At 56.7% G+C, this 24,186-nt stretch carries 23 protein-coding genes and 1 pseudogene; 4 read left to right on the top strand and 20 right to left on the bottom strand.

The genetic code is table 11. The features are described 5' to 3' along the window. Window positions 1-4: 4 nt before the first annotated feature. The 5 genes and pseudogenes from DV711_RS19800 to DV711_RS10500 form a co-directional block, all read right to left on the bottom strand. Window positions 5-100 (bottom strand): annotated as a pseudogene (locus DV711_RS19800) (hypothetical protein); the annotation flags it as partial. 48 nt (window positions 101-148) lie between these two features. Beyond that, window positions 149-1,297: a non-hydrolyzing UDP-N-acetylglucosamine 2-epimerase gene (wecB, locus tag DV711_RS10515; RefSeq protein WP_114695605.1), complete on the bottom strand. Its 1,149-nt coding sequence runs from the start codon at window positions 1,295-1,297 to the stop codon at window positions 149-151. Between the two features lie 235 nt (window positions 1,298-1,532). Beyond that, complete coding sequence (locus DV711_RS10510) at window positions 1,533-1,931, bottom strand: hypothetical protein (protein WP_114695604.1); 399 nt, start codon at window positions 1,929-1,931, stop codon at window positions 1,533-1,535. A 281-nt stretch (window positions 1,932-2,212) separates the two neighbouring features. Further along, window positions 2,213-3,415, bottom strand: coding sequence for an enoyl-ACP reductase FabV (fabV, locus tag DV711_RS10505; RefSeq protein ID WP_114695603.1), 1,203 nt, complete (start codon window positions 3,413-3,415; stop codon window positions 2,213-2,215). A gap of 114 nt (window positions 3,416-3,529) precedes the next feature. Beyond that, window positions 3,530-5,008, bottom strand: coding sequence for a cobyric acid synthase (locus DV711_RS10500; RefSeq protein WP_114695602.1), 1,479 nt, complete (start codon window positions 5,006-5,008; stop codon window positions 3,530-3,532). A 112-nt stretch (window positions 5,009-5,120) separates the two neighbouring features. Here DV711_RS10500 and cbiB point away from each other — a divergent pair, with 112 nt between their 5' ends. Next, on the top strand, window positions 5,121-6,065 hold the full coding sequence (gene cbiB / locus DV711_RS10495) for an adenosylcobinamide-phosphate synthase CbiB (protein WP_341537588.1): 945 nt from the start codon (window positions 5,121-5,123) through the stop codon (window positions 6,063-6,065). A gap of 24 nt (window positions 6,066-6,089) precedes the next feature. Here cbiB and DV711_RS10490 read toward each other — a convergent pair whose 3' ends face one another. The 14 genes from DV711_RS10490 to zapE form a co-directional block, all read right to left on the bottom strand. Continuing rightward, window positions 6,090-9,218, bottom strand: a complete 3,129-nt coding sequence (locus tag DV711_RS10490; protein ID WP_243633787.1) for an efflux RND transporter permease subunit — start codon at window positions 9,216-9,218, stop codon at window positions 6,090-6,092. Between the two features lie 3 nt (window positions 9,219-9,221). Continuing rightward, entirely contained in the window at window positions 9,222-10,481 is a 1,260-nt protein-coding gene (locus DV711_RS10485; protein WP_114695600.1) for an efflux RND transporter periplasmic adaptor subunit, read from the bottom strand. A 1-nt stretch (window position 10,482) separates the two neighbouring features. Next, window positions 10,483-11,883, bottom strand: coding sequence for an efflux transporter outer membrane subunit (locus DV711_RS10480; RefSeq protein ID WP_165840075.1), 1,401 nt, complete (start codon window positions 11,881-11,883; stop codon window positions 10,483-10,485). Window positions 11,884-12,110: 227 nt separating this feature from the next. Continuing rightward, window positions 12,111-12,602 carry a DUF1499 domain-containing protein gene (locus DV711_RS10475; RefSeq protein ID WP_243633786.1) on the bottom strand — a complete coding sequence of 164 codons (492 nt, stop codon included), beginning with the start codon at window positions 12,600-12,602 and terminating at the stop codon, window positions 12,111-12,113. A gap of 7 nt (window positions 12,603-12,609) precedes the next feature. Further along, window positions 12,610-12,969 carry a TfoX/Sxy family protein gene (locus DV711_RS10470; protein ID WP_114695711.1) on the bottom strand — a complete coding sequence of 120 codons (360 nt, stop codon included), beginning with the start codon at window positions 12,967-12,969 and terminating at the stop codon, window positions 12,610-12,612. Between the two features lie 193 nt (window positions 12,970-13,162). After that, window positions 13,163-13,570 (bottom strand): ClpXP protease specificity-enhancing factor, encoded by a 408-nt coding sequence (locus tag DV711_RS10465; protein WP_114695598.1) that lies wholly within the window; start codon window positions 13,568-13,570, stop codon window positions 13,163-13,165. Between the two features lie 122 nt (window positions 13,571-13,692). After that, entirely contained in the window at window positions 13,693-14,316 is a 624-nt protein-coding gene (gene sspA, locus DV711_RS10460) for a stringent starvation protein SspA (RefSeq protein WP_114695597.1), read from the bottom strand. A 111-nt stretch (window positions 14,317-14,427) separates the two neighbouring features. Continuing rightward, entirely contained in the window at window positions 14,428-15,159 is a 732-nt protein-coding gene (locus tag DV711_RS10455) for a cytochrome c1 (protein WP_114695596.1), read from the bottom strand. Continuing rightward, on the bottom strand, window positions 15,159-16,418 hold the full coding sequence (locus DV711_RS10450; protein WP_114695595.1) for a cytochrome b: 1,260 nt from the start codon (window positions 16,416-16,418) through the stop codon (window positions 15,159-15,161). The genes DV711_RS10455 and DV711_RS10450 overlap by 1 nt, the downstream gene beginning before the upstream one ends. Then, entirely contained in the window at window positions 16,418-17,020 is a 603-nt protein-coding gene (petA, locus tag DV711_RS10445) for a ubiquinol-cytochrome c reductase iron-sulfur subunit (RefSeq protein WP_114695594.1), read from the bottom strand. The genes DV711_RS10450 and petA overlap by 1 nt, the downstream gene beginning before the upstream one ends. Window positions 17,021-17,514: 494 nt before the next feature. Continuing rightward, on the bottom strand, window positions 17,515-17,907 hold the full coding sequence (gene rpsI / locus DV711_RS10440; protein WP_114695593.1) for a 30S ribosomal protein S9: 393 nt from the start codon (window positions 17,905-17,907) through the stop codon (window positions 17,515-17,517). A gap of 13 nt (window positions 17,908-17,920) precedes the next feature. Beyond that, on the bottom strand, window positions 17,921-18,349 hold the full coding sequence (gene rplM / locus DV711_RS10435; protein ID WP_114695592.1) for a 50S ribosomal protein L13: 429 nt from the start codon (window positions 18,347-18,349) through the stop codon (window positions 17,921-17,923). Window positions 18,350-18,612: 263 nt separating this feature from the next. Next, entirely contained in the window at window positions 18,613-19,164 is a 552-nt protein-coding gene (locus DV711_RS10430; protein WP_114695591.1) for a bacteriohemerythrin, read from the bottom strand. Between the two features lie 170 nt (window positions 19,165-19,334). Next, window positions 19,335-20,450 (bottom strand): cell division protein ZapE, encoded by a 1,116-nt coding sequence (gene zapE, locus DV711_RS10425; RefSeq protein ID WP_165840074.1) that lies wholly within the window; start codon window positions 20,448-20,450, stop codon window positions 19,335-19,337. Between the two features lie 290 nt (window positions 20,451-20,740). Between zapE and DV711_RS10420 the strand changes: the two genes are divergently transcribed. The 3 genes from DV711_RS10420 (at window position 20,741) to DV711_RS10410 (ending at window position 23,057) form a co-directional block, all read left to right on the top strand. Continuing rightward, a complete protein-coding gene (locus tag DV711_RS10420; RefSeq protein ID WP_114695590.1) occupies window positions 20,741-21,100 on the top strand; it encodes a CidA/LrgA family protein in 360 nt (119 codons plus the stop codon). After that, window positions 21,100-21,816, top strand: a complete 717-nt coding sequence (locus tag DV711_RS10415) for an LrgB family protein (RefSeq protein WP_114695589.1) — start codon at window positions 21,100-21,102, stop codon at window positions 21,814-21,816. Before DV711_RS10420 ends, DV711_RS10415 begins: the two co-directional genes overlap by 1 nt. Before the next feature lie 218 nt (window positions 21,817-22,034). Further along, window positions 22,035-23,057 carry a GGDEF domain-containing protein gene (locus DV711_RS10410; protein ID WP_114695588.1) on the top strand — a complete coding sequence of 341 codons (1,023 nt, stop codon included), beginning with the start codon at window positions 22,035-22,037 and terminating at the stop codon, window positions 23,055-23,057. A gap of 58 nt (window positions 23,058-23,115) precedes the next feature. Here the strand turns inward: DV711_RS10410 and DV711_RS19620 are convergent, their stop codons facing one another. Continuing rightward, complete coding sequence (locus DV711_RS19620; RefSeq protein WP_243633785.1) at window positions 23,116-24,093, bottom strand: PaaI family thioesterase; 978 nt, start codon at window positions 24,091-24,093, stop codon at window positions 23,116-23,118. Window positions 24,094-24,186: the final 93 nt, after the last annotated feature.

Here is a 24,186-nt window from a genome sequence, read left to right as displayed (position 1 = left end):
GGACAACTCCAACGACATCGATGCCCCGTGAAGCCAGAACGGCCGCCGTAGGAAGGCCGATATACCCTAGCCCGATAACCGAAACTTTCTTAAACGCCATCACTCAATCCTTCCGTGTGTTGCGCAACATTTGCAAATAACCGATGCATCAATCGTCTTCATCAGCGGTCCAGTCCGCCGCTAAAACTGCGCGGATCCGCTCGCTGGCCTGCCCATCACCATAGGGGTTATGGGCCACACTCATCGCCTGATAAAGCGCCACATCATCCAGCAACTGGCTGACCCCTTCAACGATCCGCTCGCGGTCGGCTCCCACCAATCGTACTGTGCCGGCTTCCACCGCCTCCGGGCGCTCGGTGGTATCGCGCATCACCAGCACGGGTTTCCCTAACGAAGGTGCCTCCTCCTGAATCCCACCGGAATCGGTCAACAACAGATCGGCACGCTGCATCAAGTAAACAAACGGCAGGTAATCCTGCGGCTCTATCAAGTGGACCTTATCTGCCTGAGTCAGTATGCGCTTGACCGGCTCCTGCACATTCGGATTCAGGTGCACTGGATAGACAATCTGCAGATCATTTCGCCGAGACAACTCCAACAGCGCCTCGCAGATCTGTTCAAAACCTCCCCCAAAACTTTCGCGCCGATGGCCGGTAACCAGTAGCAATCGTCGTTGTGGGTCAAGAAAATCGAACTGCTGTGCAAAACGGGACGCCAGCGTCGGATCGGTGCCGATTTTGTCACGTACCCAGAGCAGGGCATCGATCACAGTATTACCGGTTACATGGATATGATCTTGCGGTACCGCTTCGTTAAGCAGATTCTGGCGAGCCTGCTCCGTCGGGGCAAAATGGTAGCGAGTCAGAGCGCCGGTAAGTTTGCGGTTCGCCTCCTCCGGCCAAGGAGAGTAGATATTGCCGGTACGCAGCCCTGCTTCGACATGGGCCACCTCAATCTGTTGGTAGAACGCTGCCAGGCTGGCAGCAAAGGTCGTGGTGGTGTCGCCATGAACCAACACCAACTCCGGCTTGAAATCCTTGAGGATAGGTTCGAGCTTATGAATCACCGCGCTGGTAATATCGGTCAGTGTTTGACCGGCTCGCATCAGGTTCAGGTCGTAGTCTGGCTCAATCTCAAACAGTGACAGGACCTGGTCCAGCATCTGCCGATGCTGCGCAGTCACGCAGACTCGAGCATCGAAGTTTTTCTGCCGTTGTAACGCCTTAACCACCGGCGCCATTTTGATCGCTTCCGGGCGAGTCCCGAACACCAGCAACAATCGTTTTGGAGCGCTCATTCCCTCGATTCCCTGACACAGAAAAGAGCGCATACTTTAGCAGCTGTCAGTGCCTGGATACACCGTTATTCAACCTCCGCTTAGCGCTCGGCCATCACAGTATGGTTCAAGTGAGGCGGGGGCACACTTTAAGAGTCGGGAGAGATCACTTGAGAGAGCAGCAACCCGGAAAGCACGGCCAACTCAATGCTATCCGGGCGAGCTTGGCGGTTACGACGAACGCGCTACCACAGAATCAGCCGTTACGCTCGGCCAGCGTGGAGATACACCAGGAGGTAAATGCCGCCTTATCTCGCGGGCTGGCACACTGCTGAGGATCCGGAGCACCTTCTAGCAAACGGTGTACGACCACTTCACCTTGCTGACAAAAGATGGAGTCCAACTCCTCTTCGCTCAGCGGAGCGACAAAATAATCCAGATCCAACGCCTCACCAGGAATCTGATCTCGATTAAACGAGCTCTGTTCAGACCCGTGCTGAAAGAGCTGTCCTTCGTGATATTCAACCCGGCACTGCCCCTCAATATCGGAAAAGCGGGGACGGTAGACTTCAATTGTACGGCCATGAATCTGCAGCCCGACCACTGTTGCAGCCTGCTGTTCTTGAGCATGTTGTAATGCTGCATGCAAGTTCATGAGCTAAACCCTCGTAGTTCTTATAGTTTTGTAGTTTGTTGTTTTTGGAAGCCCAACTACCTTAACAATCAACCCCAAAACAACCATTGGCGATTGGTCTAACTAACGCCAAACCCTGTGTATTCAGGGGCCTTCAGCCACATGAAAACGGCTCATGCTGCAGCGCCAAAATGAGCCACCTCTGTGTAGCTAAACTACAAAAAACCTCATCTAGCGCGCCCAAGAACGAAAAAAGCCCCGCCGGTCGCACCGGCGGGGCTTTCTAGCTAGCTCAGCTAATTTCAGAGCTGCTCGACATCAAACTCCGCAACCGGGCTGACATCGGCATCGTAGTCAACGCCTTCGATACCGAAGCCGAAAAGGCGCAGGAACTCGTCCTTGTAGCCGTCATAGTCGGTCAGATCGCGCAGATTTTCGGTCGTTACTTCGGCCCAGATATCACGACAAGCGTTCTGAACGTCATCACGAAGTTCCCAATCGTCCATCCGGATACGACCCGCCTCATCGGTCAGAGCCGCAGAGCCGTCCGCTTTGTAGAGCTGGGTGCTGAACAGGCGTTCGATCTGCTCCATGCAGCCTTCATGCAAGCCTTTGTCTTTCATGACCTTGAAGGCCATCGCGATGTACAGCGGCATTACGGGAATTGCCGAGCTAGCCTGGGTTACCACGCTCTTGAGCACGGCGATATTGGCCGAACCGCCCTGCTTGGCCAGTCGTGTATTGATCTCGGCGGCTGCACGATCCAGGTCTTTCTTAGCCTGACCCAATGCGCCTTCCCAGTAGATCGGCCAGGTCATATCGGTACCGATATAGCTGTAGGAGACCGACTTACAGCCAGGAGCCAGCACCCCAGCCTGATCCAGCGCGTCGATCCAGAGTTCCCAGTCCTGACCACCCATCACGGTCACCGTATCAGCGATCTCCTGCTCGGTAGCCGGCTCGACTTCGGTCTCGATAATCACGTCTTTATTGGTATCAACCGCGGAGGAGCGGTAGGTTTCACCGATTGGCTTCAGACAGGAGCGAACCAGTTCACCGGTATCAGGCAGCTTACGTACCGGCGAAGCCAGTGAATAGACCACCAGGTCTACCTGACCCATCTCCTCTTTGATCAGATCGACCGTTTTCTGCTTCGCTTCATGGGAGAAAGCATCACAGTTCAGACTCTTGGAGTACAGTCCGGCAGCTTTTGCCGCCTTATCGAATGCCGCTGAGTTGTACCAACCCGCAGTACCGGCCTTCTTTTCGGTGCCCGGCTTCTCGAAGAACACTCCGATGGTCGCCGCACCGGCACCAAAGGCTGCCTCGATCCGTGAACAGAGGCCGTAGCCGCTGGAAGAACCGATCACCAGCACACGCTTGGGTCCATTCTCGAGCTGACCCTTTGACTGGGTGTAAGCGATCTGTTGCTGAACATTGGCGTCACAGCCAACCGGATGGGTAGTGGTACAGATAAAACCGCGAATTTTGGGTTTGATGATCACGTGCGACTCACCTTGTTGATTTGCAAAATAGAGAGCAGAAGACGGATTATAACTGTTTGCGGCACTAAGTGGCGAGATCGATCTAGGCTGCCGCTAATACAGGCTTGATCCAACCTAGCGACCCAGAATCTTCTCAAGCTGCGCAAGATCGATCGCCTGCTCCAGCGCGTCGGCCAGCCGCTCAATTCCCTGTTGCTGCTCGGCGGCGATATCCAACGCCTTAGATTTCTTCAAACCGGCCCATTCCAGCAGCCCCTGTAGCGCAGCGGGATGATCAAACAGACCGTGAAGATAGGTTCCGATGATCTGATTATCGACCGAACAGACGCCGTCGGTTCGTGTAGCGCCTTCAGCATCCTTCAACGTCAACAACCCTTCCGACAGATCCGGCCCCTGGCTGACCCCGGCATGGATCTCGTAGCCACTAGCCCGATAACACTGTCCGTTCAACTGCAGCTCCCCCTCGACCCGGTGTAACTGCTTCTGTGCCTCCAGCTCGGTTTCAAATTCCAGCAACCCCAACCCTTGATAACTCTGAGCCGGCCCTTCCAACCCCTGCGGATCATCCAGCTGACGCCCCAGCATCTGAAAGCCGCCACAGATGCCGATCAGCTTACCGCCATAACGCAAATGGCGCTGGATCTCACTCTCCCAGCCCTGCTCGCGTAACCAGGTCAGATCCAGTCCGACGCTCTTGGAGCCGGGCAAGATAATCAGATCCGCCGCCGGAATCGCTTGGCCAGCTCGGACAAAACTGATTTCAACCTGCGGATGCAGCCGCAACGGATCGAAATCGGTGTGGTTGGAGATACGCGGCGGCACCGGCACCACCACTTTCAGGACCTGCTTCTCAGCATCCAGCTCGGAACTCCAGGCCAGCGCATCTTCGGCTTCCAGATAAAGCCCATGAAGATAGGGCAACACGGCCAGAACAGGCTTCCCGGTTCGCTGTTCCAACCAGTCGATACCGGACTGCAGCAATGACAGGTCACCACGGAAGCGGTTGATCACAAAACCTTCAACTCGGTCTTGCTCGGAAGGTGATAACAATTCCAGAGTACCGACCAGATGTGCGAACACGCCCCCTCGGTCGATATCCGCCACCAGAATGACCGGGCAATCCACCGCTTCGGCAAACCCCATATTGGCGATATCGCGGTCACGCAGATTGATCTCGGCCGGACTACCGGCCCCTTCGACGATCACGTATTCATACTGATCAAGCAATCGCTGGTGGGATTCCAGTACCGCCTTCATCGCCTCTGGCTTGAAGTCGTGATAGACCGTCGCCTTCATCTGTGCCACAGCCTGTCCCTGGATGATCACCTGGGCGCCGGTATCGCTGTTGGGCTTGAGCAACACCGGATTCATATCGGTATGCGGCTCCAACCCACAGGCTTTAGCCTGGGCAGCCTGCGCCCGACCGATTTCGCCGCCATCAATGGTGACCGCACTGTTAAGCGCCATATTTTGCGGTTTGAAGGGCGCGACTTTCAGTCCGCGACGAACCAACAAACGGCACAGCGCCGTGACCAGCGCAGACTTTCCGGCATCCGATGTGGTGCCCTGAACCATCAGGGTCGAGCGTTTCATACGAGTAGCAGGCTCCTGCAACAGGCTTGAACTGACCTAAACGGCCGTTATGATGAGCGCGCACTGTAGCAAAAAGCTAACCCCCTCTAAACACTGGAAACCGGATCGACTTTTGAACCACCTGTTTCTTGCCACCGCCATCCTTGGTGGCGCACTACTGCTGGATCTTCTTCTGGGAGAGCCTCGCCGTTTCCATCCGCTGATCGGCTTTGGCCGACTGGTCAATGGGGTCGAGCGCAAACTGAACGATTCGGCTCTCGTCCCTTGGGTTAGTCGGCTTCGGGGCTTGCTTGGAATTGCGCTGTTGGCATTACCCTTGCCACTGCTGCTGTTCTGGTTGCTACCCAAGCTGCCGTCAGGGCTAACCGTCGCCATCGAGCTGATCGGGCTGTACCTGTGTCTTGGCCGCCAGAGCCTGGCCCAACACGCCCGAAATATTGCCAAACCGCTATCGGTAGGTGATTTTGATCAAGCCCGCTTGCAAACCAGCTATATCGTCAGCCGCGATCCGGCCCGGCTCGACAGCCCCGGCATGAGCCGGGCCGCGATTGAGTCGGTACTGGAGAACGGCAACGATGCCTGCTTCGCCACCCTGTTCTGGTTTCTGATCGGCGGTTTGCCGCTGGCACTGCTGCATCGTCTGGCCAACACCCTGGATGCGATGTGGGGTTACCGTAACGCGCGTTATCGTGACTTCGGCTGGGCCGCCGCCCGTTTCGATGACCTGCTAGGCTGGCTACCGGCCCGGTTGACGGCACTGAGTTATGCCCTGTGTGGAAATTTTTCAGGAGGGATGCGCTGCTGGCGTCAGCAAGCCCCCCAACACGACAGCCCCAATGCCGGTCCCGTGATGGCAGCCGGGGCCGGAGCTCTGGGAATCAGACTGGGAGGGGCCGCCTGGTACGGCGATCAACTCAAACCGCGACCGGAATTCGGCTGTGACCAACCGGCCGACCCGGTCGGGATCGAGCGCAGCATCCTGCTGGTCAATCGTAGTTGCTGGCTCTGGATTGCTCTGCTGACAGTAACCTCTGTGCTGATCGCTTGGCTGGGCTAATCGAGGGCTGAGCCGGTTGCTTCGCTAGCCCTTGGCCTGTTCCCCTTGAGCGGTCAGGTCCGATGAAAGATAGTTTGATCCGACCAAACGACGGATATCCTCCAGCACCAGATAGTTAACCGGCACGATCAACAGCGTGATCAGGGTCGCAAACAGGATACCGAACCCTAAAGACACGGCCATCGGAATCAAGAATTGAGCCTGGGTGCTTTTCTCCATGATCAACGGCGTCAAGCCACAGAAGGTCGTCAATGACGTCAGCATCACCGCCCGGAAGCGAGCCGCACCGGCGCTCCTGACCGCTTCTTGCAATGGCATCCCTGCTCGCCGCATGCGGTTAACGTAATCCACCAGCACCAGCGAATCGTTGACCACCACCCCAGTCAGCGCCAGCATCCCCATCAGGCTCATGATCGTCAGCGGCATCACCATCAACCAGTGGCCCAGAACCGCCCCTACTAAACCGAATGGAATCACCGACATCACGATCAGCGGTTGGGCATAGGACTTGAACGGAATCGCCAGCAGCGCGAATACCACAAACAGCACCCCAGCTCCGCCCCAGATCAAGCCTTGGAAGGACTCGCGCTGCTCCTTGGCCTCACCTTCAAAGGTGTAACGTACCCCCGGATAGTCGAGCAGCAACTCATCGATAAAGACCTTCATATCGCGCTTGATCGCCTCGATATCGGCCAGCTCCTTATCCGCATCGGCCTTAACGCTACCCGTGCGCATTCGCTCAACCCGGTTGATCGATTCCGGACTGCGTCCCGGTGTCAGGGTCGCCACTTCGGTGAACGGAACCTCCACCCCATCACGGGTGCGGACCAGCAGCCGGTCAAGGGTTTCCAGCGATTCACGCTCGCTGACGGGATAACGGACCCAGACCTTAACCTCGTCCCGGCCCCGCAATAGCCGTTGAATCTCGAATCCGAAAAATGCCTGACGCACCTGGATCGCCAGATCGGTCAGATCCAGCCCCAACTGCTCCGCCGCCGGCTTCAACGCCAGCTGCAGCTCCTGCTTGCCCCCGAGCATAGTATCGGTGATATCAAACAGGTGCGGGTAGGTGGCCAGTTTGCTGCGCACCGCTTCCACCAACTCCTTAAGTTGATCCAGATCGTGGCCCTTGAAGCGGATATCGATCGGATCCCCACCCCGACCGATCTCGGCCCGGTAGGTCAAGGTTTCCGACCCGGTAATGGTTCCCACCTGCTTGCGCCAGGCCTGGACCAATTGAGAGCTGGTAACATCCAGGGTGCGCTCTTCCGGTGCCACAATTTCAAACTGCACTCGCCCCTTATGAGGGCCGCCGGTACCGCTGACCGACAGAATATGTTCGATCACACTCTCGCCGGTTTCCGGATCCCGGTACTCATTCTGTACCCACTGCGCCGCCTCGGTCAGCCGATCGACCTGGGCTTCGGTCACCGCAAACGGAGTGCCGGCCGGCATGGTCAGACTGGCGGTGGCGATCTCATGCTGGACCCTCGGGAAAAAGATAAACCGGGTCCAACCGCCAACAACCGTGGCGAAGACTATCAGCATAATCCCGAACATCGCCGCCCAGGCGATATAGCGGTGCTCCAATACCCAATTCAATACCGGGCTGTAAACCTTGGCGATAAAGCGTTCCAACCCCTTGGCGACACCCTGCTGGAAACGGCTGATCCAGCTGTCGTTGTTAACGGGTTTCATATGGCGCAGGTGGGCCGGCAGGATCAGCTTCGACTCCACTAGCGAAAACAGCAGCACCGGAATGACGATATAAGGGATTTGGGCGAAAATCTGGCCACGCTGCCCCTCCACCAGCATCAACGGCACGAACGCGGCCACCGTGGTCAGCACCCCGAAGGTCACCGGTACCGCCACCTCCTGGGTCCCTTCAATGGCCGAGCGCATCGCATCGCCGTTGCGGCAAAAATGGGTGTAGATATTCTCGCCGGTGACAATGGCATCATCGACCACGATCCCCAACACCAGAATAAAGGCGAACAGACTGATCATGTTCAGCGTCACCCCGATCTCCGGCATCATCAGGATCCCACCCATAAAACAGATCGGAATCCCGACACAGACCCAGAAAGCAACCTGGGGCCGCAGGAACAGCGCTAACAGTGCGATAACCAGCACCCCCCCCTGGATCGCACTCTTGTTCAGGGTCTGCAGGCGCGCCTTTACAATCTTGGAACGGTCACGCCAGTAGTTGATCGAGACCCCTTCGGGTAATCGCTCGCGCTGGGAGTCGATATAGCCCTTGACCTGATCGGCCAACACGATCGAGTTCTGATCACCGATCCGGTAAACGTCGATCGCCATGGCCGGCTGACCATCGAACCGCAGCTTGACCTGATCCTCTTCGAAGCCATCACGGATCCGGGCGATATCGCCCAGCTCGATACGGCTACCATCGATGCTCGAGACCACCACTATTTTCTCAAACTGATCGGCGGTATAGGCCTGGCCTTTGGTCCTCACCAGAATATCTGCGCCCTGGGTGCGGATATTACCCGCCGATAGGTCCAACGAGCCACGCCGCACAGTCTCGGCTACCTGGGCCAGCGTCAGGCCGTACTCGCGCAGTACCGCTTCGGGAAGCTCGATCGAGATTTCGTATTCACGCGGGCTATCGATTTTCACCTGGGTCACGCCCGGCAGGGCCGAGATATCATCCCGAACCCGCTCGGCCAACTGCCGCAGCTCCAGCTCGGAACGCTCGCCGTAGATCACCACGCTAAGCACCTCTCGGGTGGCCTGCACAAGTGTCACCGTGGGTCGCTCGGCGCCGTCAGGCAGGGTGTTGATCGCATCGACCCGGCTCTTGACGTCATCGAGCAGTACCCGCTCATCGTAGCCGGACTCGACTTCAACATGGATCGCCGCCGAACCCTCGGTGGAACGCGAGACCAGATCGGCAATCCCCTCCAGGTCCTGCACCGCTTCTTCGACCCGGATACTGATCCCCTCTTCCACTTCCACCGGTGAAGCTCCGGGATAGCTGACCCGAACAGTGATCAGGTCGAGTTCGATCTCGGGAAAAATCTCCAGCGGAATACGGTTGGCCAGCGAGTGCAGACCGGCACCGATAATCAGCACCATCAATAGATTGGCCGCGACCGGATTACGGGCGAACCAGGCGATCATGCCGTGCATGGGTTACTCCCGCTCCTTAGCCTGAGGATCGATAGTATCGACCGGGCTACTGGCGACCAGCGCCGCCGACTTTTCCGGCAACAATTCGCCGTCGATCCTAGGCTGTACCCGGACCCCAGACTGGGTCCCACCCAGCGGGGTCAAACTGAGCAACTCTCCCTGACTGAAGCCATCGGCCACCACCACCTCAGTTCGGTTCATCCACAGGGGCTCGATGCTACGCGGTTGCAGACGTCCCTGCTCGATCACCATGACTCGGTGATCCTGCGACATCGCCGCCCGCGGCAGTACAAAAACCGATTCAAGGCGCTGACCTTCGATCCTGGCTTCTACGAACTGACCGATTTTCAGCGGCGGGTTTCCCTGGGGCCCAAGGCTGTAGGGGTCTTCGACCTGCGCCACCACAAACAGTTGCCGCGAACGACTGTCGATCGCGCCCTCTACCCGGATAATCTGCCCCTGCCATTCGTAACGGTTACGCCCGATCTGGGTGCTCAGGATCACCTTGGGCAGTGCCGAACTGGTAAACTCGCCGCCGCGATACTGTTCCGGCAGATCGATAAATTCAAGCTGACGGTTGCTCAACGGCAAGCGGACTTCGACATAGTCGACCGCGAAGATCTCCCCTAAGGCGGTGCCACTGTTTACCACCTGGCCCAAATCTACCGACTTGGACAGTACCCGACCCGCATAGGGGGCTCGAATTCGGGTTCGCTCCAGATTGAGCTTGGCCGTCGATAGCTGTGCCTTGGCCGACGCGATCGCCGCCTTGGCCGCCGCCAACTGCGGCTTTCTCAATACCAGCTCAGAGGCCTTGCCCCGGCCCAGCCGCTGCCAGTCACGTACCGCCTGATCCGAGCGGGCTTGCTCCTCCTTGAGCTGTGCCTGTGCCTGGGCCAGCGCCGCTTCGGCGACCTCGACCGAGGCCAGGTAATCTCGCTCATCGATCTGCATCAGCAGGTCGCCGGTTTCAAAAAAGGCCCCCTCGCGGAACTGTTCCGACAAGGCCGTGACCGCACCGCCGACCTGGGCGACCAACTGGCTTTCGGTACGCGGTTTAACGGTGCCGTGGGATTCCAACTCGATCTGGTAGCTCTGCGGTTGCAGCCGGGTTGCATCCACTCTCTGTGCCTTCGGTGGCGGACTTGTTCGCGTAGCAGCCTCGGGCTTATGGGTCACGATATAGCGAGCCCCGGCAATGCTCAGGCCCAGCAGCAGCAGCGGCACGATCAGCTTGATCCAGAAACTGGTGCGCGTACTCATATCAGGGGGTTCCTTGAAGTGAAGTTAACTCGTTTTCAACGGCGAGCTCGACCTCGGCGGTCGATGTCTCAAAATCGCCGCCGAGCGCCAGGTAAAGATCGATTCGATTTTGCAGTTGTTGGTTCAGCGCCTGGGTGTAGCTGCTACGGGCTTCGAAGGCACTACGCTGGGCTTCGAGCAGGGTGATGTACTGCACCAGCCCGGCTCGATACTGTTCGGCAGCCAATTGCTCGGCCAGCTGGAATTCGACCACACTGATCTGTGATTGCTCGACGAACCGAGTTAACTGTCGCTCCTGCTGCAACGCCGTCTCCACCTCATCAAACGCCTTCAACACCGTATCGCGGTACAACGCTTCGCGTTGCTGAGCCTGAGCCAGCGCCTGCGCTTCCAACGCCTCCAGGCGTCCGCCGTCGAGCAGCGGTTGGCTCAAGCCGCCAAGCAGCGACCAGACCAGAGACTCTCCGCGTAACAACTGGTCGAGTTGATCGCTGCTTCGACCGTAACTGCCGGTCAGCGAAAAACTGGGAAAACGATCTTTGTGACGACGATCCAAACGCGCCCAGGAACTCTGCACCCTCAGCTCGGCGGCCCGGATATCGAAACGTCGCTGCAACAACTCTGAGGGTAACCCTGCCGGGATGGTTTCCGGCAACGGCGGCAGCTGCTGTGCCAATGCCTGGCGGTTAGCCGGGTAGCGTCCCAGCAGCAGCTCCAGCTGCCGCACCGAACTGCCAAGATTTTGCTGGCGGGTTGACAGACGACTCCGCTCGGCCGCCAGGTTAGCGCGGGCCAGATGGATATCCAGCGCAGCGACCAAACCGGCCTGGTAGCCCTCTTCCAAAACGTCCAAGCGATCGGCCAGCACCGACACCAGTTGCTGGCTCAACCCCACTTGCTGGCCGGCTTCGACGCTGTTGAACCAAGCTTTGGCGACGCCGGCGGCCAACGACAGGCGGGCCGAACGGTAATCCTGCAATAGGGCCTGACGGTCAATTTCTGCGGCGCGGGCACTGTCGGACAGTTTGTTCCACAGATCCAGCTCCCAGCCAAATGTCAGGGTCGCACTGAACTGACTACGATCATTCGACCCGGTACCGGAACGTCCTGCCTCCGCCCCGGCGCTGAGCGAAGGCTGACGCTCGGCACCGGCAATCCGGGCTTGAGCCTCCGCTTCAGCCAACAAGGCCCGAGTATTCTGTAACTGAGGATTTTGCTGCAGTGCTTGTTCGACCAGCTCGGCCAGCTTCGGCGCCTGCAACCGTTGGAGCCACCCCTGCGGCTGCCCCTCTAGCCGCTCAATCCGGGATAACCACTGTTCAGGTGGGTTCGGCGCCTGCAGCTCGCGATCTGGCAGCTCGACCCAACTCGAACAGCCCGCCAGCAGGCCAAGCAGCGCCACCGCCAAGCACTGCTGAAGAGGCTTGCGATGAGGGTTCGATATTCTATTCCTGAATGCTTGCACGCGGTTAGTCCACTCCCAACGACGGGTCCATGAAGCAGCGCTAATACTACTGCGTCCGTTTTACCGCTGCAGCTTTATTTACAACCATTTACGTAACACGAACGAGCCCTGTTCGGCGGCTCTACAGCCCTGTGAAAGCAACAAAACCACTCCCTGGGCTTCGATCAATCAGGCCGGGACAAGCCAGCGCGTAACGCCTCAACCCGACGGCGGTTAGCCCCGAGGTCGCTATAGCCCACCCGAGAAGCTGAGCGAATATGGATCAGACGCCGATCAGGGTCCAGTCGCAACTCCACATCATCAACAAATCCATACCAACGACTGTGGAACTCAAATCCCCGATAATCGGGCTGCTGCTTTAACGCCTTCCCACCCAGCCGCTCTAACTGCTGTGCCAGCTTGGCCAATGCCTGCTCCGCAGTTAATGCAGGAAAGAGCTTTGCAATGTCAAAAGCCTCGATCAGGTGCTGCGGGTCGGTACCGGGCTCACTGCTGACACAGTTGGGCCGGCTTCCACAGGGAGCCAAGCGCCCCTCCACCAAACCCGGCAACTTAGCCTGTTGGGATTGGCGAGCTTTGTAAAAGAAGCTGAGGTTCTGCAATACCAATAGCAGCAACGCCAGTATCAATATCGTATTGACCATCCGTTTCGACATATCTTGGTTAATCTGCTCGCGAGCGACGCTTCGCCGCTGCCGCTCTAATCGCCACCTCGTAAGCCTGGTTACCCCACAACCGCATCTGCGGTTGCTCTTCAATAACCGACTCCGGCGCCTGATAGTAGTTCAATGCACAGGGCTTACCGGCACGAAAATAACGAAACGGTTCCAACCCTTGCGCGTCATAGTCGACTCGAGTCCGATCATCGACTTTGAAATACAGATCCTGGCTATCAACCAAGGCGAACATCAGCCCATCCAAGAAGATGCCGTACCCGCCGAACATGCGCCGAGCCTCCACCGGCCCAAGCACCTGCATCAGATCCAGTAAATGAGCCACAAATTCATCGGTTACACGAGCCATCAGCTCCACCCCAATGCGCCTGTTCAGGCGATCCGTAACTAGGTTACTTCATAATAATTCTAGGTTATTTGCGCGCTGCGGTAGCCAGCCATCGCCACTGGCGTTATCGGACAATCTACCCCGACGCCGAGATCGAGATATAAAAACGGCCTGCTAATGCAGGCCGTGTTGATCTGTCAGAATCCCTACCCGGTTACTTCACCACTTTCAGTGACGGCCGGGAGCTTTTGGGTGTTTTGCTGTCGCTGGGCGGTGTTGGCGGCGAGCTAGGCGGCTCCGGTTGCGGTGCACCCGGCTCATGACCGAAGCTCATCCCCTGCCCCGTCTCTTTCGCGTAGATCGCCATCACCGCAACGACCGGAACATACACCTGCATCGGCACACCGCCGAAACGAGCACTAAAGCTGATCGCATCATTATCGATCAGCAGGTTCTGAACTGCCGTGACCGAAATATTCAGGACGATCTGCCCTTCACTGACATACTCCCTAGGCACATCCACCCCTTGGACACCGGCATCGACGACGATGTAAGGGGTGCTCTGGTTGTCCAGAATCCAATCGTTGAGTGCGCGGATAAGGTAGGGTCGGCTGGGGGTCATATTAGCGAGGCTCCTGTAACAATGAGCTTAGAATACACGGATGAGATCAGTAGCGTCAGTGGTAACTGTATAAAAAAAGGGGTGTTTCCACCCCTTTTTACGATTCCAGCTGTCGGAGCTGCTTAACGCATCTCACGCTCGGTTTCGGATAGACTCTGCTGGAAGGCTTCGCGCTCAAACAGGCGATCCATGTACTGCTCCAGCGGTTTGGCCTGTGCCGGCAGCTCGATACCCAGCATCGGCAGACGCCACAACAGCGGGGCCAGGCAGCAGTCAACCAGCGTGAACTCTTCGCTCATAAAGAACGGCTTCTCAGCAAAGATCGGTGCGATAGCCACCAGGCCGTCACGCAGCTCCACACGGGCATTGTCCACTTCGTCGGCATCGACGGAGTTGAGGATCACCTCGACCAGACGGCACCAATCCTTCTCGATCCGGTGCATGTACAAACGGCTCTCAGCACGAGCCACCGGATAAACCGGCAACAGCGGCGGATGCGGGAAGCGCTCGTCCAGGTACTCCATCATGATATTCGGCTCGTACAGAACCAGTTCACGGTCCACCAGAGTCGGCAGACTCTTGTACGGGTTGATATCAGCCAGCTCCTGAGGCGCGTTGTCCAGGTCAGTATCTTCGATATCGACCGCTACGCCCTTCTCCGCCAGTACGATGCGGACCCGATGGCTGTAGTGGTCAGCGCCATCAGAGAAAAAGGTCATCGAGGAACGTTTTGCCGTTACACCCATCTAGTTCACCTTGCCAAAAATTCACGATAGTAAAAACAGAAAAACGCGACCCACTCAATCAGCGGGCCGCGTGTGCTCGGAGGGCTGCTGCAAGCAGCAGCCGTTATCCGATCAGTGCTTCTCTCTCCAAGAGCCGCTCTTGACGTCGCGCCAGTATTCTTTCTTCAGCAGATATGCGAATACAAACAGGATCGCCAGGAAGATCAGCACTTTCATGCCAAGCTTGCCGCTGACCATCTTCGACGGCTCACCGATGTAGGACATGAAGTTGGTCAGGTCGTACATGGCTTTGTCGAACTCTTCCGGGGTCATGCTGCCCTGCTCGATCAGCTCGAACTCTTCACAGTTCTCGCCTTTACAGACCTGCACACCCTGCATGCCCTGCAGTACGTTAGGCATACCAACGTCCGGGAAGACCTTGTTGTTGACGCCCCACTGTTTGGACTCGTCAACGTAGAAGCTCTTCAGGTAGGTATATACCCAAGCATCACCACGCAGACGCGCTTCCAGGGTCAGATCGGGCGGCGGCGCACCGAACCAGTTGGCACCGTCTTCGGCACTCATGCCGATGGTCATGTGCTCACCGATCTTCTTGTCACCGACGATCAGGTTCTCTTCGACGTAGGCCTTGTCCATCTCCAGGTCATCAGCGGCACGCTCGTAACGCTGGTACTTGGCAGAGTGACAGCCCATGCAGTTTTCAACAAACAGCTTCATGCCGTTTTGCAGAGACTCTTTGTCATCCAGATTTGCTTCGAAGGGAAGCAGATCCACTTTTACGCCTGCCGCCATCGAGGTGACGGGCAGCAGCGCACATACAAATGCAATCAGTAGCTTTTTCATTAGCCTGTCACCCTTTCCGGTACCGGTTTGGTGGAGTCGATTTTGCTGTACCACGGCATCGCCAGGAAGAACACGAAGTACAGAGTGGTAGTGATCTGAGCAACCACAGTACGGCCCGGAGTGGACGGCAGTGCACCCAGAACACCCAGGATCACGAAGGATACTGCGAAGACCACCAGCATGATCTTGCAGATCATACCCTTGTAGCGAATCGACTTGACCGGGCTCTTGTCGAGCCAAGGCAGTACGAACAGGATCGCGATGGCAGCGCCCATCACAACAACACCCCAGAACTTCGCATCAACACCGAACAGCGGGTAGGTTACCGCACGCAGCATGGCGTAGAACGGTGTGAAGTACCAAACCGGGGCAATGTGATCCGGCGTCTTCAGCGCGTTAGCCGGCTCGAAGTTGGGCTTCTCGATGAAGTAGCCACCACCTTCGGGGAAGAAGAACACCACGATGCAGAACACGAACAGGAACACGACCACACCGACGATATCCTTAACGGAGTAGTACGGGTGGAACGGGATGCCGTCGACCGGAATACCTTTCTCGTCCTTGTTCTTCTTGATCTCGATACCGTCAGGGTTGTTGGAACCCACTTCGTGCAGCGCCAGGATATGCAGAACAACCAGAGCCAACAGCACGATCGGCAGTGCGATTACGTGTAGCGAGAAGAAGCGGTTCAGGGTGATGCCGGAGATCAGATAGTCACCACGGATCCACTGCTGCAGGTCTTCACCCACGTATGGGATCGCGCCGAACAGCGAGATGATAACCTGGGCACCCCAGTAAGACATCTGACCCCAAGGCAGCAGATAGCCCATGAAGGCTTCAGCCATCAGCGCCAGGTAGATCGCCATACCGAACAGCCAGATCAGCTCACGCGGGTTACGGTAGGAACCGTACATCAGGCCGCGGAACATGTGCAGGTAAACCACCACGAAGAATGCCGAAGCACCAGTGGAGTGCAGGTAACGCAGCAACCAACCGTACTCAACATCACGCATGATGTATTCGACCGAGGCAAAAGCGCCTTCAGCGGTCGGGGTGTAGCTCATGGTCAGCCAGATACCGGTAACGATCTGGTTTACCAGAACCAGCAGTGCCAGTGAGCCAAAGAAGTACCAGAAGTTAAAGTTCTTCGGGGCGTAGTATTTGCTCAGGTGGTCTTCCCACATCTGAGTGGCCGGGAAGCGGTCATCGACCCAGCGCATCAGGCCTTTTTCAGCCTTGCTTCGATTAGGATTTCCCATTATGCAGTCCCCTCAGGATCGATACCGATAACGATGACGTTGTCGCTCTCGTAGGAGTGCGGCGGGATCACCAGGTTGGTCGGGGCAGGTACGCCGGCGTATACGCGACCTGACAGGTCAAACTTGGAACCGTGACACGGGCAGAAGAAGCCACCCAACCAGTCAGCGCCACCCAGGTCTTCCGCACCAACTTCCGGGCGGTAGGTCGGCGAACAGCCAAGGTGAGTACAGATACCGGTCATCACCATGATCTCAGGCTTCAAAGAACGCTGAGCAGTCTTGGGGATGTAATCCGGCTGCTGCGGCTTCTCGGAATTCGGATCAGCGAGCGTATCGTTCAGTTTGTCCAGGTTCGCCAGCGACTCTTCGGTACGGCGGACGATCCAGACTGGCTTACCACGCCACTCTACGATCATCTGCTGACCCGGCTCCAGCTTGCTGATGTCGGCCTTCGCCGGAGCACCTGCTGCCTTCGCCTTCGCACTGGGATTCCAAGAAGCTACGAATGGCACCGCGGCCCCGACAGCACCCACCGCCCCTAATACGGACGTGGAGGCCAGCAGGAAACGACGGCGTCCATTGTTTTCGCCTTCATTACTCATCAAGGTCTCTCCCATTGATCAACCATTGTGCAGCGAAGCACTGCAGTCAGGCTGATTAGATTTCTAATCTGTTTTGTCGGTCACAAAATGGCCGGAATTTTAAAGAGATTGGCGCTTTCTGACAAGGTTAGCGTGGTCTTTTTTGCAGTGCGTTATACCAATGACCACTTCCTATCAACGACTTAACCAGAGCTGGTTAGCGGTTGATCGATCATCGACTCTGAGGCTGACGAATAAACCGATCAATGCCTGAGCGCAGTGACTAGATTGTTCCAAATAAACACCAACCCCAGCCGCAGCGCTTCAGAGCGCCCCCCCTTACAGCCATCACACCCTGTCAGCACAAAGCTCTCAGCAGATCTGCGACGAGCACACGCCTGCCTCTGAAGGCAACAGAATCACTCCATCACACCAAACCCCGAAAGCCTCATCAGCCACAAAAAAAAACGCCCGATCTGATGATCGGGCGTTTTCTGTAACCGTTGTCCGTGCGATTAACGCTTGGAGAACTGCGGCTTCTTACGGGCCTTACGCAGACCGACTTTCTTACGCTCAACTTCACGAGCGTCACGGGTAACGTAACCCGCCTTACGCAGAGCCGGACGCAGAGTCTCGTCGTACTCCATCAGTGCACGGGTAATGCCGTGACGGATTGCGCCAGCCTGACCGAAGCTACCACCACCGGCAACGGTGATGAACAGGTCAAACTTTTCAACGTTCTCGGTCAGTTCCAGCGGCTGCTTAACGATCATGCGAGCAACCTGACGACCGAAGTACTGCTCCAGAGAGCGGCCGTTAATTTCGATGTTACCAGTACCCGGCTTCAGGAAGACACGTGCAGTGGAGGTCTTACGACGACCGGTACCGTAGTATTGAGTAGTAGACATTTATCCGCCTTCCTTACAGTTTCAGTTCTTGAGGTTGCTGTGCTGCATGGGGATGCTCGCCGCCGGCGTAAACCTTCAGCTTGGAGAACATCGCACGACCCAGCGGGCCCTTGGGCAGCATACCCTTAACGGCGGACTCGATTACGCGCTGCGGCGCCTTATCGATCTGCTTCTCGAAAGAGATCGACTTCAGGCCACCGATGTAACCGGTGTGGTGGTGGTACATCTTGTCAGTGGCTTTCTTACCAGTGACGTGTACCTTCTCAGCGTTAACGACAACGATGTAGTCGCCGGTGTCAACGTGAGGAGTGTACTCGGGCTTGTGCTTGCCGCGCAGACGACGGGCGATCTCGGTGGCCAAACGACCCAGAGTCTTACCTTCTGCGTCAACAACAAACCACTCGCGCTTAACTTCAGCGGGCTTAGTGCTAACTGTATACATGAGTTTTGCCTTTTCTTCCCCGAACCTTAAAGATTCGGCGTTTCCTATAGTTATTGGTTGCCACACCGTAAACCACATTCTGACGATGGCTATCGGTCTGTTGTGACAACGTACTTACTGGTTAAAACCGCGGCGGGCAAAGCGGCCTGCCAAAAACGGACGGCGCATTATAGAGTAGTTGCCAAAAGAAGCAAACCCCGAAAACAATGCCGAAACGGCTTGTTAACGGGGTTAACGAACGAACAGCTGTTGCTGCAGAGCGATCAGCGCTGATTCAGGAACTGACCCAGATCTGCATCGGTCTTCTTGATGTGGTTGTTAAGCCAGTCGCGCAGATAGATTGCCAGCTCTTCGGCAGAGCTGGAGCCGTAATTGACCGCCACCTCGGCCACTTTATCGCGCATCTCCTGATGCTGACGCTTATGTTCAACACTGTCTGGATACTCGTGCGCGTCCATCTCTTTCTCTTCACGGGCGAAGTGCTCGTTGGTGTAATCAACCAGCTCTTTCAATGCCGCCTGCTCGAAGGCCTCACCTTTCTGATAGACCGCTGCGGTATAGAAGGCATCCAGCAATTCAAACAGCCGCTTGTGGTCATTGTCGATCTCGGCAATACCCACGCTCAGGCTGTCATCCCAACGGATCCGCTTGGATTCCGTTACTCGCTGCTGCAGGTAGGCGCAAGCGACAATCAGAATCACGCTGAACCAGGGCAGCGGATGTGCAAAGCCCATCAGCACAAAGCCGATCACAGCAAAAGTCACCAGCACAAGCATCGACAAGGCCAGCAGCGTGCTTTGCAGTTTCGGGGACATAGTCGGTTCTCCTAATCGCTCGAACAAAATTCAGACAGCCAAACAGCACCCGGTATCTCATAGGCATTACCAAGCACCACAGCCGAGTCTATCGCTTCCCAAATCGGAGGAATTTAATTTAAGTCAAAAACTGCCAGATATTAGGGCAACCGTCGAAAATCGACGACGGCCTAAGCTTTGTGCTCCCGCGACAGGTATTCGTGGGATTGCATCTCCAATAACCGGCTGGTGGTACGTTCAAACGGAAACTCCAGTTGGCCCCCGCCATAGATCTGCGCCAACGGCACCTCTGCCGACAGGATCAGCTTAACGCCGCAGTCGTAGAACTCATCAATCAGATTGATAAAACGACGTGCCTGGTCATCTTTATCACCCCCAAGCTGGGGCACATTGGAGATCAGCACCGCATGGTAGAGCTTGGCGATCTCAATGTAATCGTTCTGTGAGCGAGGTCCGTCGCAGAGCGCATCAAAGTCAAACCAGATCACATCTTCACAGCTTCGCCGGGAATGGATCGCCCGCCCGTTAATATCGATCAACAAGCCGTTAATCGCATCACGTACATCCGGTGCCAGGCTCTCGAAACTGCGATTGAGACTGGCGTCTGCTTCATCATCGAGCGGATAGTGGTACAACTCGGCCTGCTCTAACGCCCGCAGGCGGTAATCTACTCCTCCATCGACGTTGATCACATCGGTCCGCTCATTCAACAATGCGATGGCCGGCAGGAATCGAGCTCGCTGCAGGCCGTTCTCGTAGAGCAGATCAGGCACAATATTGGACGTCGCCACCAGGGCCACACCATGGCCGAACAGTTTCTCCATCAGCCCGCCAAGAATCATCGCATCGGTAATATCGGTGACGAAAAACTCATCGAAACAGATCACTTCGGCCTCGGAAGCAAACTTCCCAGCCACCAGATCCAACGGGTTCTTTTCCCCCTCAAGGGCGGTCAATTCCGAGTGAACACGCTGCATAAAGCGGTGAAAGTGTGTCCGCATCTTGGTCTGAAACGGCAGGCTGTCGTAAAACAGATCCATCAGGTAGGTCTTACCCCGACCAACACCACCCCAGAAGTAGAGTCCTTGAACCGGTGTTACATGAGACTTTTTGAAGCGCTGCCCCAGCCGCTGAATCAGCTTCGGTTTGGGCTGATTTCGCCGGGCCAGCAGATCATCGTACAGGCGCTGCAGATGCTTAACCGCCATCTCTTGGGCAGGGTCATACTGAAAATCGTCGCGTTCAAGATCCTGGCGGTAGCGCGCCAGCGGCGTCAGTGCGGTCATGGTTGCCTTACATGGTCGAAAAAATCGTCGGCCACTTTACCGATTGCCCCCAGCCTTGGCAATTCGCCCTTCGCTTAGCAAGCCAACAGGTTCGACACCATCGATATAGCTTAAAACTATATTCAAACAGCAGTTTTAAAACCGGCTACAGCCCCCGAGATACTTGAGCAGCTACGACTTTAGTTTAACGACAGTGTGATTCTCATCTCGATTGAATAATTTAGCTTGAATTGCACTTCGCCACTCTCTAGCATCGCTGCATTGGGTGTACACAAGGTGTTGTTTTTCTGATGATTCGAGGGTTCACACTGATCCTGCTGTTCTGGATTCTGGGGGAAAGCCTGCATTTTCTCAGCGGAATTCCGATCAGTGGTAATGTGCTGGGCATGCTATTGCTGTTTGGCTGGCTAATGATTCGACAGCAGGTCAGTCCCGAACTGGAGCGCAGTAGCCAGCTGCTGATCGCCCAACTCTCTCTATTACTGCTGCCCGGTGGCGTTGGTCTGTTCTTCCTTGGTGATCGTATGCAGGGCCAATGGCTGCCGGTACTAGCAGCAATCGTGATCGGCACCCTACTGTCGATGCTGTTTTGCGTCTGGTTAATGAAGCGATTGAGCCATAAGGTCGACACACCGAAAGAGGCCGGCTGATGGAGCAAATCTCGGGGCTGATTAACCATCTGAGCCAGACGCCACTGCTACCGGTTGCGTTGACCCTGATCGCCTTTCAACTGGGCGTGGAACTGTTTAATCGGCTCAAACACCCGGCCTGGCTGCCCCCCATTGTCTCCGGCGGACTGATTCTGGTGCTGATGCTGTGGCTGCTGCCGCTGGATTATCCTAGCTACTACGAAGGCGCCCGCTGGCTCAGTTTCCTGCTCGGGCCGGCTACGGTCGCACTGGCGATACCGCTGTTTCTCCAGTTTCATCATATTCGGGCGATGTTCAAACCGATCACCGCCACCCTGTTGATCGGCGCCCCCTTGGCCGCCGGACTGGCGATGCTAATCGCCTGGGGCCTGGGCGCAGATACCAAGATCTTGATCTCGCTTGCACCTAAATCGGTCACCGCTCCCATCGCCGTCAGCCTGGCTGACTTGCTTGGCGGTATAGGCTCGCTGGCCGTCGGCATCGTCGCCCTGACCGGCGTGGTCGGATCGCTGATGGCGGCCCCCATCTGCCGTTTACTGAAGTGCGACGATGAGCGAATTCTGGGATTTACCATGGGGCTGAACGGCCACGGTATCGCCACCGCCCGAGCCTTTGAGATCAGCCCGACCACAGGCGCTTTTTCCAGCCTGGCGATGGGCTTAACCGGTGCCTATACCGCACTATTTCTGCCCCTGCTGTTCGGACTAATCGACTAAATGCTAATTAACAAAAATGGAATAGGATCGTAACAAGTAAGCGACCAACAAACTCAAGGAAGGTACTGATTTACGGGAAGGAATCTGTCGACGGTTTTCAGTTGTACCGTTGAAATTAGGTAGCCACCAGGACGCTGTGTCCATGGCGCTACCAGTAACAAAGATACCGTTGAACCCAAACAAGGCCCATCAGGCCTTTCCGCGAGGACAAACCGGTCATGAGACCCAGCAACAACGTCAATGCTTTTGCCCTGCACGATCAGGTCGGCGACTTCTGCCGCGATCACAAGATCCAGCCGGTACCGCTCAACTACATGGTGTCGTTTGAACACCTCAGCGGTAACCACCCCGAACTGTCCGAGGAGCTGACCGACTATGTCAGCCTGGGGCATCAGCTGAACCACTCTTTTATTTTGCAGCTGCATCAGAACCACCTGGAACCCCAGTCCCAAGAGCTGATTGAGGGCACCCAACAGGTCCAGCAGATGATCGACAGCCTGCTGACCTCGGTTCGCGGCGGCAGCAGCAGCGTCGACGAGCTGACCCACAGCCTCGATGAAAGCATCGGCGAGCTGGAAAACAATCCCACGCTGGAAAAACTCGAACTGGTGGTTTCCAATCTGCTGCAGGCCTCGATGCAGGCCAAAAAGGATCAACAACAGCTGAATCAGCAATTGCAGCAGGCCGAAGCGAATGCCGAAAAGCTGCAACAACAACTGAACCAGACCCATAAACAGGCGATGACCGACCCCCTCACCGGCATGCTCAACCGTACCGGCATGAGCTACCACCTGGAGCGCTTACGCCAGCTCGACGATATCGCAATCTCGATGGTGGTGTTCGACATCGACCACTTCAAACGTTTCAACGACAACTACGGCCACCTTTTGGGCGATAAAGTGCTGCAACAGGTCGCCAATCAGATCAAACAGATGATCGGCAAAGAGGACCTCGCCATCCGTTACGGTGGAGAGGAAATGCTGGTGATCCTACCCCAGGCCAACCTGCCCCAGGCGGTGAAAATCGCCGAACGCATCCGTCAGCAGGTCGGCCAGGTCAAACTGGTCAACAAGCGCACCAAGCAGACGATCCCCAGCGTGACCCTGTCGGCCGGTGTTGCCCAGATGCACCCCAGTGAAGATTGGCAGGACTGGATGGAACGGGCCGACCAGGCGCTCTATAAAGCCAAAGACGCCGGCCGCAATCAGGTCATGGTGGCGCAGCAAGCCGGCGTGGCCTGAGCCACGGCCGATCTATAGCTCGCGCGCCAAACATAACCCTGGTGTTCAACCCCCAGAGTTAATCCACCAGAAAATGGGCCCTCGCAGTGGCGATCGGATTATGCCGATCCTGCTGCCAGGCGGTAATGGCAACATTAACCAGTTTGTTACCCTGCCTGACCACCGAACAGCTCACATAGGTATCCTCCAGCCGCCCGGCACGGACATAATCGATAGAAAAATCGACCACCCGCGGTATCCGGACCGACTCCATCGACATCAACAGATGCACCACGGCCGACATCTCCATAAAGCCGGCGATGGCACCACCATGCAGTGCCGGCAGAGTCGGATTACCAATATTGCTCTTGTTCGTGGGAAGGTGCAGTACCAGCTCACCCTCCTGGTAGAAGGCCTTCATGCCCAGCAGTTGCGCGTAAGGAAGCGTTGCGAGCAGCAGTTCAGGCTGTTGTTGTTGTTGAATCACAAAGATCGCATCGCGTAGTGAAGGCAGGCTTCCGATACGCTCGGGCTGCTTGGGGGGATTTGCCGGTGGAGTCAGCGTGGTCGACGCCGATGCCAGCAAGGGGTCCAGCCTGGCACTCATCACCCCGGCGACCTCGGCATCCATCCGGGTAAAGTTCGCCACACAGTGCGCAATGGGCTCAGTCACTCCCTCCTGATAGGCACTGCCACGGCAGAAGATCACGCTGGAGCTGACCCGGTAGGCTTCGGCCCGGGCGAGAATCGGAACCCCCGGTTTAGCCGGACGCATATAGTCCATTCTCAGGTCCATGGTCGGGCAGAGAGTCAGCTCGTCCAAAGCCGCGACCGCCGCCATACCACAGCAGGTATCCAGCAGCGCAGTTATGGGGCCGCTGTGGACAACCCCGGTCTCAGGATTGCCGATAATCCCCTCGCTGTAGGGTAATTCGGCGACCACTGCGGCATGTTCGACCTGCCTGATCCATAGCCCCAGCGCGTGGAAATGGTCGCCGGGATTAGCGCTGGTCATCATCTGGCACAACGCCCTGACTCTATCGAGATGGCTGCTCATTTAACCTCCTAAAGCACCAAGATCGCACAGTATACGCTTTCAACCCTGTCGTTCCGCACCCAGAAGATCGATCTTCGGCCAGCGCTTCGACTG

It is taken from the genome of Motiliproteus coralliicola (assembly GCF_003345655.1).
Taxonomy (GTDB): domain Bacteria; phylum Pseudomonadota; class Gammaproteobacteria; order Pseudomonadales; family Balneatricaceae; genus Motiliproteus; species Motiliproteus coralliicola.
Note: the sequence above shows the minus strand (reverse complement) of the source record. Positions and strands in the feature narration are given on the sequence as shown.

Bases quoted from the DNA above. Each gene is read 5' to 3' on its own strand.
- DV711_RS10450 (WP_114695595.1), bottom strand. From the start codon at position 16,418: ATGGGAAATCCTAATCGAAGCAAGGCTGAAAAAGGCCTGATGCGCTGG.
- DV711_RS10485 (WP_114695600.1), bottom strand. From the start codon at position 10,481: ATGAGTACGCGCACCAGTTTCTGGATCAAGCTGATCGTGCCGCTGCTG.
- DV711_RS10500 (WP_114695602.1), bottom strand. From the start codon at position 5,008: ATGAAACGCTCGACCCTGATGGTTCAGGGCACCACATCGGATGCCGGA.
- wecB (WP_114695605.1), bottom strand. From the start codon at position 1,297: ATGAGCGCTCCAAAACGATTGTTGCTGGTGTTCGGGACTCGCCCGGAA.
- sspA (WP_114695597.1), bottom strand. From the start codon at position 14,316: ATGGGTGTAACGGCAAAACGTTCCTCGATGACCTTTTTCTCTGATGGC.
- rplM (WP_114695592.1), bottom strand. From the start codon at position 18,349: ATGTATACAGTTAGCACTAAGCCCGCTGAAGTTAAGCGCGAGTGGTTT.
- zapE (WP_165840074.1), bottom strand. From the start codon at position 20,450: ATGACCGCACTGACGCCGCTGGCGCGCTACCGCCAGGATCTTGAACGC.
- DV711_RS10410 (WP_114695588.1), top strand. From the start codon at position 22,035: ATGAGACCCAGCAACAACGTCAATGCTTTTGCCCTGCACGATCAGGTC.
- DV711_RS19620 (WP_243633785.1), bottom strand. From the start codon at position 24,093: ATGAGCAGCCATCTCGATAGAGTCAGGGCGTTGTGCCAGATGATGACC.
- DV711_RS10430 (WP_114695591.1), bottom strand. From the start codon at position 19,164: ATGTCCCCGAAACTGCAAAGCACGCTGCTGGCCTTGTCGATGCTTGTG.
- DV711_RS10455 (WP_114695596.1), bottom strand. From the start codon at position 15,159: ATGAAAAAGCTACTGATTGCATTTGTATGTGCGCTGCTGCCCGTCACC.
- DV711_RS10415 (WP_114695589.1), top strand. From the start codon at position 21,100: ATGGAGCAAATCTCGGGGCTGATTAACCATCTGAGCCAGACGCCACTG.
- DV711_RS10510 (WP_114695604.1), bottom strand. From the start codon at position 1,931: ATGAACTTGCATGCAGCATTACAACATGCTCAAGAACAGCAGGCTGCA.
- DV711_RS10465 (WP_114695598.1), bottom strand. From the start codon at position 13,570: ATGACCCCCAGCCGACCCTACCTTATCCGCGCACTCAACGATTGGATT.
- DV711_RS10470 (WP_114695711.1), bottom strand. From the start codon at position 12,969: ATGGCTCGTGTAACCGATGAATTTGTGGCTCATTTACTGGATCTGATG.
- DV711_RS10490 (WP_243633787.1), bottom strand. From the start codon at position 9,218: ATGCACGGCATGATCGCCTGGTTCGCCCGTAATCCGGTCGCGGCCAAT.
- DV711_RS10420 (WP_114695590.1), top strand. From the start codon at position 20,741: ATGATTCGAGGGTTCACACTGATCCTGCTGTTCTGGATTCTGGGGGAA.
- rpsI (WP_114695593.1), bottom strand. From the start codon at position 17,907: ATGTCTACTACTCAATACTACGGTACCGGTCGTCGTAAGACCTCCACT.
- DV711_RS10475 (WP_243633786.1), bottom strand. From the start codon at position 12,602: ATGTCGAAACGGATGGTCAATACGATATTGATACTGGCGTTGCTGCTA.
- petA (WP_114695594.1), bottom strand. From the start codon at position 17,020: ATGAGTAATGAAGGCGAAAACAATGGACGCCGTCGTTTCCTGCTGGCC.